This is a genomic window from Modestobacter sp. L9-4 (assembly GCF_019112525.1).
Classification (GTDB): Bacteria; Actinomycetota; Actinomycetes; order Mycobacteriales; family Geodermatophilaceae; genus Modestobacter.
This window is the reverse complement of the sequence record NZ_CP077800.1, coordinates 2,600,970-2,616,623: the sequence shown is the minus strand read 5'-3', so window position 1 is coordinate 2,616,623 and position 15,654 is coordinate 2,600,970. Positions and strand designations below refer to the sequence as shown.

The 15,654-nt window shown below is 75.4% G+C and carries 15 protein-coding genes; 6 read left to right on the top strand and 9 right to left on the bottom strand.

Features of this window, described 5'->3' with window-relative positions; genetic code table 11:
• Positions 1 to 10: 10 nt before the first annotated feature.
• On the bottom strand, positions 11 to 739 hold the full coding sequence (locus tag KUM42_RS12280) for a hypothetical protein (protein ID WP_237492657.1): 729 nt from the start codon (positions 737 to 739) through the stop codon (positions 11 to 13).
• Between the two features lie 141 nt (positions 740 to 880).
• Here KUM42_RS12280 and KUM42_RS12275 point away from each other — a divergent pair, with 141 nt between their 5' ends.
• The 3 genes from KUM42_RS12275 to cysC all read left to right on the top strand — a co-directional run bounded on the left by KUM42_RS12275 (position 881) and on the right by cysC (position 2,359).
• Positions 881 to 1,039, top strand: coding sequence for a hypothetical protein (locus KUM42_RS12275; RefSeq protein WP_237492655.1), 159 nt, complete (start codon positions 881 to 883; stop codon positions 1,037 to 1,039).
• Positions 1,040 to 1,144: 105 nt separating this feature from the next.
• Complete coding sequence (locus KUM42_RS12270) at positions 1,145 to 1,288, top strand: hypothetical protein (RefSeq protein ID WP_237492653.1); 144 nt, start codon at positions 1,145 to 1,147, stop codon at positions 1,286 to 1,288.
• A gap of 42 nt (positions 1,289 to 1,330) precedes the next feature.
• Complete coding sequence (cysC, locus tag KUM42_RS12265; RefSeq protein ID WP_237492652.1) at positions 1,331 to 2,359, top strand: adenylyl-sulfate kinase; 1,029 nt, start codon at positions 1,331 to 1,333, stop codon at positions 2,357 to 2,359.
• Here the strand turns inward: cysC and KUM42_RS12260 are convergent.
• From KUM42_RS12260 to KUM42_RS12250, 3 genes are all read right to left on the bottom strand, one after another.
• A complete protein-coding gene (locus tag KUM42_RS12260; protein WP_237492650.1) occupies positions 2,318 to 3,079 on the bottom strand; it encodes a 3'(2'),5'-bisphosphate nucleotidase CysQ in 762 nt (253 codons plus the stop codon). The genes cysC and KUM42_RS12260 overlap by 42 nt on opposite strands.
• The gene (locus KUM42_RS12255) at positions 3,076 to 3,354 is read right to left on the bottom strand and encodes a hypothetical protein (RefSeq protein ID WP_237492649.1); all 279 of its coding nucleotides are present in this window, start codon (positions 3,352 to 3,354) and stop codon (positions 3,076 to 3,078) included. The genes KUM42_RS12260 and KUM42_RS12255 overlap by 4 nt, the downstream gene beginning before the upstream one ends.
• A 262-nt stretch (positions 3,355 to 3,616) precedes the next feature.
• Positions 3,617 to 5,071 carry a sugar transferase gene (locus tag KUM42_RS12250; RefSeq protein ID WP_237492648.1) on the bottom strand — a complete coding sequence of 485 codons (1,455 nt, stop codon included), beginning with the start codon at positions 5,069 to 5,071 and terminating at the stop codon, positions 3,617 to 3,619.
• Between the two features lie 432 nt (positions 5,072 to 5,503).
• Between KUM42_RS12250 and KUM42_RS12245 the strand changes: the two genes are divergently transcribed.
• Both KUM42_RS12245 and KUM42_RS12240 read left to right on the top strand, forming a co-directional pair.
• Entirely contained in the window at positions 5,504 to 6,580 is a 1,077-nt protein-coding gene (locus KUM42_RS12245) for a glycosyltransferase (RefSeq protein ID WP_237492647.1), read from the top strand.
• On the top strand, positions 6,577 to 7,923 hold the full coding sequence (locus tag KUM42_RS12240) for a right-handed parallel beta-helix repeat-containing protein (RefSeq protein ID WP_237492646.1): 1,347 nt from the start codon (positions 6,577 to 6,579) through the stop codon (positions 7,921 to 7,923). Before KUM42_RS12245 ends, KUM42_RS12240 begins: the two co-directional genes overlap by 4 nt.
• Positions 7,924 to 7,935: 12 nt before the next feature.
• On the opposite strand, the gene KUM42_RS12235 is transcribed toward KUM42_RS12240, so the two are convergent.
• Positions 7,936 to 9,117, bottom strand: coding sequence for an acyltransferase (locus KUM42_RS12235; protein WP_304610770.1), 1,182 nt, complete (start codon positions 9,115 to 9,117; stop codon positions 7,936 to 7,938).
• A 559-nt stretch (positions 9,118 to 9,676) separates the two neighbouring features.
• Between KUM42_RS12235 and KUM42_RS12230 the strand changes: the two genes are divergently transcribed.
• Positions 9,677 to 11,284: a glycosyl hydrolase family 28-related protein gene (locus KUM42_RS12230; protein WP_237492643.1), complete on the top strand. Its 1,608-nt coding sequence runs from the start codon at positions 9,677 to 9,679 to the stop codon at positions 11,282 to 11,284.
• Between the two features lies 1 nt (position 11,285).
• Here the strand turns inward: KUM42_RS12230 and KUM42_RS12225 are convergent, their stop codons facing one another.
• Genes KUM42_RS12225 through KUM42_RS12210 form a run of 4 tightly spaced genes read right to left on the bottom strand, consistent with a single transcriptional unit; the run spans position 11,286 to position 15,652 of the window.
• Positions 11,286 to 11,804 (bottom strand): hypothetical protein, encoded by a 519-nt coding sequence (locus KUM42_RS12225; RefSeq protein ID WP_237492642.1) that lies wholly within the window; start codon positions 11,802 to 11,804, stop codon positions 11,286 to 11,288.
• Entirely contained in the window at positions 11,791 to 12,879 is a 1,089-nt protein-coding gene (locus KUM42_RS12220; protein ID WP_237492640.1) for a glycosyltransferase family 1 protein, read from the bottom strand. The genes KUM42_RS12225 and KUM42_RS12220 overlap by 14 nt, the downstream gene beginning before the upstream one ends.
• Positions 12,876 to 14,213 carry a hypothetical protein gene (locus tag KUM42_RS12215; protein WP_237492638.1) on the bottom strand — a complete coding sequence of 446 codons (1,338 nt, stop codon included), beginning with the start codon at positions 14,211 to 14,213 and terminating at the stop codon, positions 12,876 to 12,878. The genes KUM42_RS12220 and KUM42_RS12215 overlap by 4 nt, the downstream gene beginning before the upstream one ends.
• Positions 14,213 to 15,652, bottom strand: coding sequence for a lipopolysaccharide biosynthesis protein (locus KUM42_RS12210; RefSeq protein ID WP_237492636.1), 1,440 nt, complete (start codon positions 15,650 to 15,652; stop codon positions 14,213 to 14,215). The genes KUM42_RS12215 and KUM42_RS12210 overlap by 1 nt, the downstream gene beginning before the upstream one ends.
• Positions 15,653 to 15,654 lie beyond the last annotated feature (2 nt).

Genomic DNA, 15,654 nt, shown 5'->3' with positions numbered 1-15,654 from the left:
CCGCGGGAGGTCAGTGACCGGGCTCGGTGCGCACCGGCAGCACGACCGGGACGTCGAGGGTGTGCGCGTCGGCCTCGCGGCGCAGCGGCAGCTCCCCGCGCAGCACCAGCCGCGGGGCGACGCCGAGCAGGACGGCGAAGAGGAAGGCGACGCCGGTCAGCGCCTCGCCGCTCTCCTCGAAGAAGGTGGCGGTGGCCCCGGCGGAGGAGCCCCAGGTCGCGGCGACCACGGACGAGACGAAGGACAGGCCCACCGAGGCGGCACCGTAGGCGCTCAGCGCGGTGAGGATGCGCCGCCGGTCGCGGCGCTCGTTCCGGCTCAGCCACCAGAGCCAGGCGACGGCGGCGAGCGCGATCGGCGCGGAGATCATCAGCCCGCGGACCGGGTCGGTGCCGGCGACGGCGTGCATGAAGCGCACGTGCACGTCCCCACCGGCCTTGACCGAGGCGATGCCGGCGGCCAGCACGGCGACCGCCGTCCACCAGGTGCGGCGTCCGGGGATGCCCCGGCTCCCGAGGAGGGCGGCGACCGCGGCGGCGGCGAAGAGGGTGGCGACGAACATCCGGGCCACGGAGAACGGCGCGTCCATCGACAGCGGGTGGGCGATCGACCGCGGCGCGCCGCTGACCCGCAGCACGTACCCGACGAACTCGAGGGTCACCGCGACACCGGCGAGGACGACGGCCGCCGTCGGTACGGGCACCCGGCGCCGGGCGCTGCGGCGGTCCTGACTGTTCATCACGCACAGTGTCTAACCGGTAGACCTGGGGTGAGGGGACCTCGGAGCGGGTCGCGTCACCCAGGTGAGTGATGCGGCACATGGGGCGTCCCGGGCGTCCTGGCCCTCCCACGCCTGCCGCCGGACCTGCACAATCGGCCCGTGACCCGAGCCACCGCGCAGCGTCCGACCGGCACCGGTGCGGCCGTCGCCCTCGGGCGCCGCCTGCACCTGCACCGCTGGACCTGGTCGGGCGACGACCCGTTCAGCAGCTCGTCGCTGTACCGCTGCCGCTGCGGGGTCGTCCGCCCGGGCATCTGACCGGCCGCATCTGCCGAGCGCCCCGGGACGAGCCGTCACCGGGTGTTCATCCCGGCGCCCCTCGTCGTCACCCCGCCGGGTGGGGACGGCGCGCACGCTCGTCCCGTGCCGAACCCGACGACGGCCCCGGCCCTCCGCCGCCGGCTGCCGGTGGTCCACCTCCACCGCCTCCGCCACACCGGTGACGACCCGTTCAGCGGCGCCACCCTCTACGCCTGCCGCTGCGGCGTCGTCCGCCCTGCCCCCTGACCTCTCCTCCCGCGCGGTGGACGGGCTTGCCAGACTGCTGACATGGCGCCGCACCGCACCCGGCTGACGCACACCCAGCTCGCCGACCTGGCCCGGCACGCGTTCGGGTTGTCCGCGACCGCGCCGGACCTGCCGCAGACCGACCTCGAGGACGCCGAGGGCGTACTCGTCGCGACCGCGGACGACGGCGGGCTGACGGTGCGGGAGATCCCCCGCTGGCGCTCACCGGCCGCCGTCCGGGCCGAGCTCGACGCACGCGGCTGGGCCACCCCCGCCGCCTGGGTGGGCGCCCCGCCGGAGGACGCCGCCGGCCTGCCCGCCCAGCTGCTGGTGCTGCTCCCGGCGGCCGGCACCGCCCCGGACTCGGCGGTCATCTCCCTCGCCGCGGCCGCGTGGGCCACCCGCGCGCCCGAGGTGGAGCTGTTCGTCGTCCCGGTGCCGGTGAGCGCCGCCGACCCCGAGGTGAGCTGGACCGAGCTGGCCGCGGCCTACGGCGCCGGGCCGGTGGCCAGCCGGGTCGAGCCGGCGGCGCCGGCGACCGGCGGCCGAGCGGTGATGTTCACCGGGCTGTCCGGCGCGGGGAAGTCGACGATCGCGGGCCGGCTCGTGGAGCTGCTGCTGGAGGCCGGGCGCACGGTGACCCTGCTCGACGGCGACGACGTGCGCACCCACCTCTCGGCCGGGCTGGGGTTCTCCCGGGCCGACCGGGACACCAACGTGCGGCGGATCGGCTGGGTCGCCGCCCAGATCGCCAAGCACGGCGGGCTGGCGGTCTGCGCGCCGATCGCCCCCTACGCCGCCACCCGCGCCGACGCCCGCCGCCTGGTGGAGGAGCAGGCCGGCCCGGGGTCGTTCCTGCTGGTGCACGTGGCCACGCCGCTGGCCGAGTGCGAGGCCCGCGACCGCAAGGGGCTCTACGCCCGGGCCCGGGCAGGTGAGATCCCCGAGTTCACCGGCATCAGCGACCCCTACGAGGAGCCCACCGACGCCGAGATCGTCCTCGACACCCGCACCAGCAGCGTGGAGGAGTCAGCCCGGCTGGTGCTCGCCCGGCTGCTCGGCCAGGGCTGACAGCAGCTCGTCGGCCAGCTCCGGGCGACAGACGAGCAGGTCGGGCAGATAGGGGTCGGGCCGGTTGTAGCGCAGCGGTGAGCCGTCGAGCCGGCTGGTGTGCAGGCCGGCCGCGCGGGCGACGGCGACGGGCGCGGCGGAGTCCCACTCGTACTGGCCGCCGCCGTGCACGTAGGCGTCGGTCTCCCCGCGCACCACCGACATCGCCTTGACCCCGGCCGACCCCATCGGCACCAGCCGGGCGCCGAGCCGGCCGGCGAGGGTCTGCACGAGGGCCGGCGGCCGGCTGCGGCTGCCCGCCAGGCGCAGCGGCCCACCGTCGCCCGCCGGCACCCGGTGCGGCCCGGCCGTGCCGAGCGTCAGGCCCACGGCCGGCAGCGCCACCGCGCCGGCGGCCAGCTCGCCGCGCTCCCACAGCGCCACGTGCACGGCCCAGTCGTCGCGGCCTGGTTCGGCGAACTCGCGGGTGCCGTCGAGTGGGTCGACGATCCAGACGCGGTCGCTGACCAGCCGGACGGGGTCGTCGGTGCCCTCCTCGGAGAGCACGGCGTCGTCGGGCTGCAGCTGGGCGAGCCGGTCGACGAGGAAGCGGTGGGCCTCGGCGTCCCCGGCGGCCTTCCGTGCGTCCGCGTCGGGGAAGGGCCGGGCGCGCACCTGCAGCAGCAGCTCACCGGCGGCGGTGGCCAGCGCGGCCGCGGTGTCGTGGTCGGGAGAGGTCACGGCCGGTCCCCGGTCGGGGGCGCGGACCGGCCGTCCTGCCCGCTGCCGCCGTGCCCGCCGACCCGAGCCCGTCGGCCGCGGCGGCGGGACGGCTGGCGGGGCACGGGGAGCCCCGGGGAGGTGCCCGGACCGGTGATGTCCTCCGGCGTGGGGTCGGTGACCCGGGGACGGCGGCGGTCGGCCTCACCGATGCCCAGGCCGAGGAACAGCGAGAGCCCGACGCCCAACAGCGTCCAGGCCAGGAGCACCAGCCCCAGCCACGCCCACCAGCTCATGCCGTTCTCCCTGTGCGGACCAGCGATGCCGACCCGGAGCGGGAGAGCGGCGTGCAGCGCAGCGCGCCCACCGGCCCACCCGCCCGCTCACGGGCAGGTGCGCCGGTGTGTACCCCCGGTGGTCCGGTCCTCACCGGACCACCGGGGTCGTGCATGTCGTGCCGGCGGCCGGTCGTGGCCACCTCGGGTGCGTGGCCGACGGCCACGGTAGTGCCGAGCTCCCCGTGCTAGGTGCCGGTCGAGCGCATGACCTGCTGACCGGTCAGTAGGCGCCGGAACCGCGGACGACCGCGCCCAGCGTCTTGCCCAGGATCATCAGGTCGAAGGCGAGCGACCAGTTCTCCACGTACCGGACGTCGATGCGCACCGAGTCGTCCCAGGAGAGGTTCGACCGGCCGCTGACCTGCCACAGACCGGTGATGCCCGGCTTGACGAGCAGGCGGCGGCGCATGTCGAAGCCGTACTGCTCGACCTCACGGGTGACGTGCGGGCGGGGGCCCACGAGCGACATCGTGCCGTTGAGGACGTTGAACAGCTGGGGCAGCTCGTCGAGGGAGAAGCGGCGCATCACGGCGCCCACGCGGGTGACCCGGGGGTCGCGCTTCATCTTGAACTGGACGGCGTTGCCCTCGTTCTGGGCCATGAGCTCGGCGATGAGCTTGTCCGAGTCCGGCTTCATGCTGCGGAACTTGAAGACCTTGAACGGGACGCCGGCCTTGCCGATGCGCTCGTGCATGAAGAAGACCGGGCCACGGCTGGTGGTCTTGACCGCGAGGGCCAGGCCCAGCAGGACCGGCGCCAGGACGATCACGGCGAGGAGCGCGGTGGTGCGGTCGAAGACGTCCTTGGTCACGCGGCGCAGGCCGCGGAACTCGGGGCGCTCCAAGTGCAGCAGCGGCAGGCCGTTGACCGGGCGGATGGCGACGCGGGGGCCGGCGAACTCGGTGACGGCCGGGGCGAGCAGCAGCTCGGCCTCGGTGGTCTCCAGGTCCCAGCCGAGGCGGCGGAGGGCGGCACCGTCGAGCTCCGGGGAGGGGAGCACGGCGACGGTGTCGACCTCGTAGCGGCGGACGACCTCGGCGATGTCGCTGAAGTCGCCGAGCACGGGCAGGCCGTCGAAGACGGTGCCGGCGGGCTCGTGGGCCGGGAGGCAGACGCCGATGACGCGCAGGCCGTGCCGGGCCTGGCGGTCCAGCTGGGCGTGCAGCTCGGCGGTGCCGTTGCGGTGCCCGACCAGGATCGCGGTCTGCTGGAAGCGGCCGTGCGCCCGCTGGCGGTGCAGCCACACCCGCTGGGCGTAGCGCTGGGCCAGGGTCAGCAGGGCGGCCAGCGGCAGCGCGACGACGACGAAGCTGCGGGCGACCTCGAGCTTGAAGGCCCAGGAGAAGGTGCCGACCGCGGCGAGCAGCAGCACCGAGGCGGTGAACACCCGGCGGAACTCCTCGGGGCCGACCCAGAGGAAGCGCTGCTCGTAGGTGCGGGCGACGGCCATGGTGGCGATCCAGACCACCGGCATGACGACGACCGGCCACGGGCTGCCGTTCACGGCCAGCGGGCCGTAGTCGGGCAGCAGCCGGCCGATGAGGGCCGCGACGACGGCGACGAGCGCGTCGCCGAGCACGATGTGGCGCACGTAGGTGCGGCGCCAGGCCCGGCGGGCGACGGTGCCCTCGCCACGGAGCCGCGCGGTGGACCAGAAACGACGTCGGGTCGACACGTCAGCCAGACGTGTGACGACCTCACGTTCGGAGTCGAGCAGTGACACTGTGTAAGCCCCCGGTGAACTCGGCGGAGACCGCGGTGGGACCGCGGTCCTGCATCGCCGGGAACGCCGTTGTTCGGCCGACCTGCACGAACGTAGCGGAGAACCCGCTGTCCGCGCCTGGTCGATCGCACGCCCCTCGGCTGTCCCCCCGTCTTCGGAGCTCACCCTCCGCGAGGTTCACTACACCTCTTCGGGTGTGCCTGCACACGGAGCGTCACGGCTCGCGCAGCACAGGAGCCCCTCAGCAAGGCGTCGCAGCGACACGTCGGGCACCGGTGAGATGAGTCACCGGGGTCTCGGAACCAGAACCGATTCCAGGTTCCCCCGAACGGCGTACATGCTGGGGCCGTGGACGGAGAGCGGAGAGCACCGCGGGTACTGCACGTGAGCCAACCGGTGGAGGCCGGGGTGGCCAAGGTCGTCGGCGGCCTCGTGCGCGACCAGGTCGCGCGGGGCTGGGACGTGCAGGTCGCCTGCCCCGACGAGGGCTGGCTGGCCGCCACCGTGCGGGACGCCGGCGCGCAGCTGCTCCCGTGGCGGGCGACCCGCTCCCCCGGGCCCTCGGTGCCCGGCGAGACGCTCGCCCTGCGGCGCCTGGTGGCTGCGGCCGAGCCGCACGTGCTGCACCTGCACAGCGCCAAGGCCGGGCTGGCCGGCCGGCTGGCGGTGCGCGGCAGCCTGCCGACGGTGTTCCAGCCGCACGCGTGGTCCTTCGAGGCCGTGACCGGTCCGGTGCAGACGGCCACCCGGCTGTGGGAGCGGACGGCGCAGCGCTGGACCGACCTCACGATCAACGTGAGCGAGGCCGAGCGGGCCACCGGTGCGGCCGCGGGCATCACCGGCCGGGCCGTGGTCATCCCCAACGGCGTCGACCCGCAGGCCTGGACGCCGCGGGACCGGGCGGCCACCCGCGCGGCGCTCGGCCTGGAGGCCGACGGGGCACCGACCGTCGTCTGCGTCGGGCGGCTGGCGCGGCAGAAGGGGCAGGACCTGCTGCTGGAGGCGTGGCCGGCGGTGCGCCGGGAGGTGCCGGACGCCCGGCTGGTGCTGGTCGGCGGCGGCCCGGACGAGGCGGAGCTGCGCGCCCGGGCCGACGGGTCGGTGTCCTTCGTGCCCGGTGAGCGGCTCGCCGAGTGGTACGCCGCCGCCGACGTCGTCGCCGTGCCGTCCCGGTGGGAGGCGGGGCTGCCGCTGGTGGCCATGGAGGCGATGGCCAGCGAGCGCAGCGTCGTCGCCTTCGACGTGGCCGGCATCGGCACCTACCTGGGCGGTTCGGGCACCGCGGTGGCCCCCTTCGACGTCCCGGTGCTCGCCCGGGAGCTCACCGCGCGGCTGCTCGACCCCGCGCTCGCCGCCCACGAGGCCGCGATCGGCCGTACCGTTGCCTCCACCCGGTTCGCCGCGGCGACGTCCTACGAGACCACTGCCACACAGCTGCTGAGCCTTCTGGAGGCCGGATGACCTCATCGACCGCCGCCGGCCCGCTCGTCCTCACCTGGCCGGCCAGCCCCTCGACCGCCACCCGGCTGCGCCTGGGCTCCCTCGCGCTGGCCCTGGCCGCGATGGCCGCCACCGGCGTCAGCGCCACCGGTGTCTCCCCCGTCAGCGGCCCGGCAGCCGGCGCGGAGGTCGCCGGGGCGCCCGGTGACCCGGGCACCCCGTCGGGGCGCGGCTGGATCGCCCCGACCGTGGGCGGCGCCGCCCTCGCCGTGGGTGCCGCCGTCGCCGGCGGCTCCGCGTGGCAGGTGCCGGCGTCCCTGTTCGGCGCCGTGGGCGACGGGGTGCACGACGACACCGCCGGGCTGCAGCGGGCACTGGACACCCTGCCGGCCGGCAGCACCCTCCAGCTGCGCGACGGGGGCACCTACCTGCACTCGGCGATCCTCACCGTCGGCACGCGCGACCTCTCCATCGAGGGCACCGGCGCCACGCTGGTGGCCACCCGCGAGGAGGCCTCCGCCCTGCACGTGGCCGCCCCGGGCGTCACGGTCACCGGGCTGACGCTCACCACGCCCACCACCACCAAGCGCTGGGACGGCTTCGAGCAGACCAAGGTGTGGATCTCCGCCGACGACGCCGTCCTGCGCGACGTGCACGTCAACGGCTCCGCCGCGGCCGGCATCGGCATCAACGACGGCGCCGGCGGCTTCCTGCTCGACCACGTCACCGTCACCGACAGCCGGGCCGACGGCATCCACATCACCGGCCGGGCCCACGACGGCCGGGTGGTCTCCCCCGTCACGACCGGCACCGGCGACGACGGCGTCGCGGTGGTGTCCTACATGAAGGACGGCGGCCCGTGCGAGCGGGTGACCGTCGAGTCCCCGACCGTGAACGGCACCACGTGGGGCCGGGGCGTGTCGGTGGTGGGCGGCAACGACATCACCTACACGGACGTCGCCGTGCACGACACCGACGCCGCGGGCGTCTACGTGGGCAGCGAGGGCGACCCGTACTTCACCTACGCCTCGGTGGGCGTGCTCGTCGACGGCGGCACCGTGACCGGGGCGAACACCAACGCCGAGAAGGACCACGGCGCCGTGCTGGTCTACGCCGGCAGCTCCGGCACGACCACCAGCGACGTCACCGTGCGCGGCCTGACCATCAGCGGCACCCGCACCAGCTCGCCCTGGGACGCCGGCGTGCTGGCCGACCCCGGTGCGCAGCTGGAGCGGATCGACCTCAGCGACCTGGCGATCAGCGCCGGCGCGAAGGAGCCGTTCTGGACCAACGAGCCCGCGCAGGTGCGCACGTCCGGGCTGACCGACGACGACGCGGCGGTGCCGGACCAGTCGGGCTGGTGACCGACCGCCCGGTCAGGCCGGGTCGGCCGGGGAGGGCGCCCGGACCGACGTGCTGCCCGCCGGCGGTGCGCCCGCGGCGTGCCGGGGGGCGGCGTGCCGGGGCCCGGAACCCGGGGCGCGCCCGACGAGCCGCAGGGCGAGGGCCCGCATGCGGTCGGTGTGGTGCTCGGTGAGCCGGTACAGCGGGTAGACGGCCACGGCCACCACCGCGGCGATCACGTAGAGCGCCAGCGTGGACGCCCGCGGGTCGTCGCCCCACCACCCGCTGGAGGCCACCACCACCAGCACGACCAGCGGCCGGTGGAACACGTACAGCGAGTACGACCAGCTGCCCAGCCACTCACCGGCACGGAACCAGCCGCGGTCGGGGACGCTGGACGTGCGCAGGCAGAGCCACACCAGCGGCACCGTGGCCAGACCGATCACCAGCTCGCGGACGCCGTCGCCCAGCTTCAGCAGGTTCGAGGCGAGGAACGCCGCACCCAGCAGGGCGAGGGCGCCCGCCCAGCCGGCCCGCTGCCGCCAGACGGGTGCCACCGGGGCGTCGCGGCGCGGCGACCGCGACTGCACCTCGGCGACCACCACGCCGATCAGCCAGGCGGGGAAGAGCACGAGCAGCTGGACACCGAACAGGGCGACCGAGCCGACGGCGACGGCGAGGTTGACCAGCGCGATCAGCCGGCGGCCGCGGCGGGCGGCGTACCAGCCGATGGTCAGGCCGGCGAACAGGACGTAGAACCAGAACTCGTAGGCCAGCGACCACAGCGACTCGTTGGACCCGAACTCCAGGCACCGCGTGGGCATCAGGAACGCGGCGTTGCACAGGCCCTGCCCGACGCCGTCGCCGTGCACGGCCTGCAGCGAGGCGAGCCGGCCGGCGTCGATCTGCCGGCTGACGGCGTCGACGAGAGCGGTGAGCACCAGGCCGGGCAGCAGGACCGTCCACAGCCGGGAGAGCCTCTTGGCCAGGTACACCCGCCAGTCGAAGCGGTCGGCCCGCGCCTGACGCAGCACCTGCCCGCCGACGAGGTAGCCGCTGAGCACGAAGAAGACCGCGACGGCCTCCTGGGCGAAGGACGCCGGCAGGAGGAGCAGCCGCAGCAGGCCCGACCCGGCGGGGTCCAGACCACGGACGGTGAAGACGTCGCCGCGCGCGTGGCCGAACACGACCAGCAGGGCCGCGACGCCCCGCAGGACGTCCAGGCCGCGGCTGTGCGCGGGTGCCTGGCCGGTTGCCGCTGTCAGAGTCGTCTCCGCTCGCTGATGAGGCGCCGGATCTGGCCCGCCTGCACGGTCGGTCGTGGGTCACCGGGCCGCGACGGGTCGTGAGGAGCTCACCCGCGCCCGGCCTGGGATGACGATCTTCCCACGTCGGGGCGGTGATCGGTCCATGATCTGCCTCGCACGAGGGAGAACCGGCCGGTCCGGTCCGTTCTCCGCCGCGTCGTGCGCTCCTCGGCAGCGTCCGGCCACGGGTGGTCACGGTCGGCGCGGTGGCTGCCGATACCCGGACCGTCCACCGTCCCCGTGACACCCCTGTGTCACATGGGACGAGTGTGCAGTGTGCGGTGACGTTGTCGCGCCGTTCACCGGATCCGGCCGCGGGTGACCACATAGTGGGTCCCGTGGGGATGACGCACACCGTCGTGGGCGTCCCCGGAGCCAGCCGGTCCGCGGTGCCCTGCACCGCGACCACTCCGACCTGCCCGCCTGCTCCGTGCCCGGTGCGGCGAACAGCCTCCTGGAGGCCCCGATGACCCCGTCCTCGCCGTCCCTGCGCGACGACGTCCGCAGCGACTTCTTCGCCGACGACGTCGCCACGAGCGAGCCGCAGCCCCGCCGCGCCCGTCGCCGGCTCGCCGGGGTCAGCGCCGCCGTCGCGGTCTGCGTCGCCGGCGTCACCGCCGCCTCGCTGTTCACCGGGCAGCCCACCGCGGCCGTCGCCGAGGACACCACGGCGTTCGTGCCGCTGGCCGGTGCGCCGACCACGGCACCGGTGCCGACCGCGTCGGTGCCCGTCCCGGCCGGCACCCCGGTGGCGACCCCCACCCCCGCCCCGACCTCCGCCGTCCCGGCCGCCGCGCCCACGGCGGTGGCCCCGGCCGCCCCGGTGACGACCGCTCGGACGACGACCGGCACCACCGCCGCTCCGGCGACGGCCTCCGCCACCGCCGCCGCGCGGGCCGGCTCGACGGCGCGGGCCGCCGCCCCGGCCGGCACCGGCACGACGGTCGCGGTGGCCCCCGCCCCGCTGGCCGTGGTCGCCCCGGCCGCCGTCGTCAGCCCCGCCGGCGCGCGGGTCCCCGTGGAGAGCTTCGGCGCGACGGGCAACGCGACCACCGACGACACCGCAGCACTGCAGCGGGCGCTGGACTCCGTCCCGGCGGGCACCACGTTGACCTTCCGTGCGGGCGCCACCTACCTGCACTCCAACGTGCTGCTCGTGCGCCGCAACGGCACGCTGATCGACGGCACCGGCGCCGTGCTGCGGGCCACCAACGAGCGGCTGTCGACCCTGCGCATCGACGCCGACGACGTCACGGTGACCGGCCTGACGCTCACCTCGCCCAACACCACCCGGCGCTGGGACGAGTGGGAGACCACCAAGGTCTGGGTGCACGCCGCCGACCGGGTCACCCTGCGCGGCATCAGCGTGAAGAGCACCGGCGGCGCGGGCGTGGCCGTCACGCACGGCTCCGGGCAGTTCCTGCTCGACCGGGTGACCGTGGCCGACAGCCGGGCCGACGGCATCCACATCACCGGCGGCTCGCACGACGGCCGGGTGGTCTCCCCGGTCACCACGAACACCGGGGACGACGGCGTCGCGGTGGTGTCCTACATGAAGGACGGGGTGCCCTGCGCGCGGATCCGCATCGAGTCCCCCACGGTCAACGGCACGACCTGGGGCCGCGGCATCTCGGTGGTCGGCGGCAACGACGTCACGTACACGAACGTGACCGTGCGGGACACCGACGCGGCCGGCATCTACCTGGGCAGCGAGGGCGACCCGTACTGGACCTTCCCCTCGCGCAACGTGCTCGTCGACGGCGGCACCGTGACCGGGGCGAACCGCAACACCACCAAGGACCACGGCGCGGTGCTGGTCTACGGCGGCAACGCCGGCACGATGACCAGCGACATCACGGTGCGCGGCCTGGCCGTCTCCGGCACCCGGGGCACCGCACCCTGGGACGCCGGCGTGCTGGCCGAGACGGGCGCCGGGGTGCAGCGGGTGACCCTGCAGGGCCTCGACGTGCGCAACGGCGCGCGGAGCACCTCCTGGACCAACGCCCGCCCGGCCGTCCGGCTGCTGAGCACCCTGCGCGACGGCGTCCCGGTGCCCGACCAGCGCGGCTGGTGAGTCAGCGCCTCCCGTAGGCGTAGGCGCGGGCCAGCCAGCCCGACAGCAGCTCCACCGCTGCCGCGGCCGGCAGGTCCGCCGGGCGGTGCGCCAGCGGCACGGGCGGGCCGGTGCGGGTGTACCGCTCGGCCAGCCCGGCCGGCACCAGCAGCAGGTTGGTGTGCGGGGTGCGGCGGAACTCGCGCACCCAGCGGTCGGGACGGCGCAGCACGCGGCGGACGTCGTCCTCGTCGAACACCACGACGGTCGGCGTCCGCCCGGCCACGGCGTCCCGGCTCTCGGCGGCGGTCAGCCCCCACAGCACGACGACGTCGACGCCCTCGAGCGGGGAGGCGGCCAGCGCGGCGGCGTCGACCACGGTGCTCGACCAGCCGGCCGCGGACTGCGTGGCCGCGACCGCGGCCACCTGGTCGGCACCGCCGGCCGGTGCCACGTGCAGCACGGTCAGCGTCTCGCCGTAGACCGGCGTGGACAGGACGTCGGTCAGCCGACCGTCCTGCGTTCCCTCAGCGCCTGGCACCGCGCACCGCCTCCAGTGACTCGTCGACGACATCGGCCCAGGTACGGCGGGGCTCCGGTGGGGTGCGGGGCGCGGGTGGGGCGCCGAGGTGCCGCAGCACGGCCTCGGCCCACACCTCGGGGCGGCGGGCGGGCAGCCGCTCGGCACGCCCGGCGGAGGCCTCGGCCAGCGCCGGGTCCTCCGAGGTCAGCACGGTGGCGCCCACCGCCAGCGCCTCGGCGGCCGGGAGGCCGAAGCCCTCGGCGAGGCTGGGGCAGAGCACCACGCGGGCGTTCTCGTACAGCCAGCGCAGCTGCGGGTCGGGCACGTGCCCGAGCGCGGCGACGGCACCGGCGTCGACCAGCCGGGCGAAGGCCTGGCCGCGGTCGGTGGGGCCCCAGCTGTCGGGGCCCACGACGGCCAGCACGGCGTCGGGGTCCTGGGCGTGCACCTGCTCCCAGGCGTCGACGACCAGGCCGACGTTCTTGCGCGGCGAGGGGTCGCCGACGACGAGGGCGAAGGTGCGGCCGGCCAGCTCGGGCACCGGCTGGGCCGGGGCGCCGGTGAGCGGGGAGGCGTCGGGGTGCGGCACGACCTGGATGCGCTCGGCGACCGAGGGCAGGTAGCTGGTCAGCCGGGCGCGGGTGGCCTCGCTGACGCACAGCAGCACGTCGGCCTGGCGCAGCGAGGCCAGGTAGGGCGTGCGCAGCAGCCAGCGCTTGGCCGTGCCGAAGTCCCAGGGCCGGTCCAGCGCGAGCATGTCGTGGACGGTGAGCACGCCGGTGCCGGGCAGCCCGCGGGGCAGGATCTGCTTGGTGCCGTGCACGACGTCCATGCCGGCACGGTCGCCCCGGGCACCGGCCAGCCACTCGACGGCGGAGGCGGCGGGGCCGCGGCCGGGCAGCGTGTGCACCCGGCCGGGCTCGACCAGCTCGGCGAAGGCCGGGTCGGCGCCGGGCGCGGCGAGCACGTGCAGCTCGACGTCGTCCCGGGCGGCGAGGCCGCGGGCCATCTCCATCGTGTAGCGCACCATCCCGCCGCCGGCGCCGGAGGCCGGCACGTGGGTGGCGACCAGCAGGTAGCGCAGTGGTGTCACAGGGTGGCTCCCAGCCGTCGTCGTCGTCCTCGGTGCACCAGCAGGGCGACCACCACCAGGGCGATCACGCCCGGCGCGGCGCGGCCCTGGGGCAGGTAGATGTAGCGGGGCATCTCGAGCAGGGTGAGCACCATCAGCGGGTAGAGCACCAGGCCCCAGATGCGGCCCTGCTGCAGCGACCGGTAGAGCAGGCCGCAGGCCAGGCCGAGGAGCAGGAAGAACACCAGCGCGCCGGCGGTGCCCAGGTCGACGAACGGGCTGACCACGCCGCCCTGGTTGTTGAACTCCGGGTTGCCGAAGTTGGTGAGCGCGTCGGTGTAGGACACGTCCTGGTCCAGCCCGGTGAGCGTGCGGAACAGGTTGGCGCTGCCGATGCCGGGCGCGGTCCAGAAGGCCTGCACGAGGTCGTAGGGCAGCGCGGCGTTCGGCTGGTGCTCCAGCCGGATGACGCCGTTGTTGTAGGCGGTGACGTAGTAGCCGGCGAAGCGCTCGATGATGAAGGCCGGGAAGCTGTTGCCGCCCTGCGCCTTGTAGAACACCCAGCTGCGCGAGTACTCGAACGCCCCGAAGAAGGCGACGACCAGCGGCAGGATGACCGCCGGCAGGAACGACGCGCGGCGGGCGCCGGTGGAGTCGCGGCTCATGCTCGAGACCCCGACGACCAGCAGCGGCACCAGCAGCTCCAGCAGCGCGAGCCGCTCGGAGACGAAGAACGCGCGCAGCAGCGCCAGGAACAGCACGATGGACAGCCGGCGGACGTGCTTCGCGCGGGGCTCCCCGGCGGCGAGCAGGAGGCCGGCGAGGATCGTGAACGCGACGCCGAACTGCGTGAAGGTGGTGACGCCCGGCACCGTGCCCAGCCGGCCGCGGATGTTGGCGTCGTAGAAGTTCAGCGTGGTGAGCGCGGTGTAGAAGACGTTGAGCGTCAGGCCGACGCGGGCGGCGTTGACGGCGTAGCCCACGTACCCGACGACGGTCAGCCAGAACAGCACGGTGGCCGCGCGGGACATCAGCGCCAGGTCCGGCCGCGAGAGCCCCGGCCAGGCGGCCGGCGCCCGGGTGCGGGACATCGCGAGGGGCACGGCCGCACCGGCGATGAAGAGCAGCAGCCCGATGGTGAACTTCACGGTCCACTCGGCGGTGACCGACTTCGGGGTGCCCCACAGGAAGCGGTAGCGGTCGTCGGTGATGGCCAGCGCCAGCCAGGTGGTGGGCAGCGCCACCAGGCCGATGAGCGCGATCGGCGACAGCCACCAGACGCCGGACGCGCCCTGCCGGGTGGGGCGGCGCAGCGTCACGGAGGTGATCTCGGGGGCCTTGATGCCGCTGCTCATCAGGCGGCACCCCCGGCGATCGTGCCGGCGGCGGTGACCCCGGGGCTCTCGGCCGCGGCGAGGGCGGCGTCGGGCACCTCGACCGGGGCGTCGTCCTCGGCGGGGCCACGGCCGGCCAGCACCAGCAGGCTCTGCTTGATGCGCAGCGTCGGCAGCGGGGCGCGGCCCAGCGCGAGGTGGCAGGCCACGGCGTAGGAGGCGAAGAGCAGCATCGTGCCCGCGGCGCCGGCCAGCGCCAGCTGCATCGGGCCGCCGAACAGGGCGGCCAGGACGGCGACCGGGGTGGCGATGAGCACGGAGACGCCCACCGCGGCGGCGGCGGCGCGGCCCTTGCCGGTGACCACGAGCAGCACGGCGCAGGAGCCGAACACCGACATGCCCAGGCCGCCGGTGGCCAGCACCGAGAGGTAGACGGCGGCGCCGTCGAGGCCGTCGCCGTAGATCGACAGCACCTCCGGCGCGAGCAGCCAGACCCCGGCGACGAGCGCGAGGGTGACCAGGGTGCTGACGGTGGCGCTGGCCCGCAGCAGGGCGAACACGCGGTCGCGGCGCCCCTCGGCCCACAGCCGGGCGGCGACGGGGGTGAGGGCGATGTTGGCCAGGCCCTCGAGCACGGTCACCTGCATCGCCAGCACGCTGGCGGTGGAGTAGAGCAGCGCGTCCTGGTCGGTGAAGGCCCAGCCGGCGAGCCAGACGTTGGCGCGGCCGACCAGGAAGGCGCCGAGCTCGACGGCGAACAGCTGGGCGCCGGCGATGACGGCGGCCAGCATCGGCACCCACCAGCGGCCGGTGCGGGCGGCCTGCCCGCGCACCGGCAGCCGCACGGCGACGACCAGCAGCAGGCCGAGGGAGACGGCCGCGTAGACGGTGAGCAGGGTGACCAGCGTGGTGGTGTCCTGCACGAGGACGACGACGGCGAGCACCAGCAGCGCGATGATCGACCGGCTGTGGTGCGTGCCGGCGACCGACCAGCGGATGTGCCCGGTGGCGGCGTAGACGTCGCTGACGGTGAGCCGGATGGTCTCCAGCACGATCATCGCCGAGACCAGGGCGACCACCAGGACGCGCTGCTCGGTGACCACGGCGGTGGCCAGCCAGGCCACCAGCGGCGAGGTGAGCACCGACAGGATGGTGACCGCGCGCAGGTGGGCGACCACCTGGGTGGCGACCTCGGCGGGCGAGGTCGCGGCGGCGACCGCGCGGATGGCGTTCTGCCCCAGGCCGAGCCGGCCGATGGCCGGGCCGAGCATCAGCGCGGCGAGCACGCCGAGGAAGGCGGCGGCCGACCGGACGTCGAGCACCCGGACGGCGAGCACCGAGGTGAGCAGCGTGGCCACCAGGCCCAGCACGGCGACGACCATCCGCAGGCCGAAGCTGCGCCGGACCTCCTGGGTCTCCTCCGGCTGCACCTTGTCCGTCGCCGCCGTGTGGGCCCCCAAGA

What these genes read in the sequence shown, in the direction of transcription:
- KUM42_RS12280 (WP_237492657.1), bottom strand. Translation starts at nt 739, where the DNA reads ATGAACAGTCAGGACCGCCGCAGCGCCCGGCGCCGGGTGCCCGTACCG.
- cysC (WP_237492652.1), top strand. Translation starts at nt 1,331, where the DNA reads ATGGCGCCGCACCGCACCCGGCTGACGCACACCCAGCTCGCCGACCTG.
- KUM42_RS12255 (WP_237492649.1), bottom strand. Translation starts at nt 3,354, where the DNA reads ATGAGCTGGTGGGCGTGGCTGGGGCTGGTGCTCCTGGCCTGGACGCTG.
- KUM42_RS12240 (WP_237492646.1), top strand. Translation starts at nt 6,577, where the DNA reads ATGACCTCATCGACCGCCGCCGGCCCGCTCGTCCTCACCTGGCCGGCC.
- KUM42_RS12230 (WP_237492643.1), top strand. Translation starts at nt 9,677, where the DNA reads ATGACCCCGTCCTCGCCGTCCCTGCGCGACGACGTCCGCAGCGACTTC.
- KUM42_RS12215 (WP_237492638.1), bottom strand. Translation starts at nt 14,213, where the DNA reads ATGAGCAGCGGCATCAAGGCCCCCGAGATCACCTCCGTGACGCTGCGC.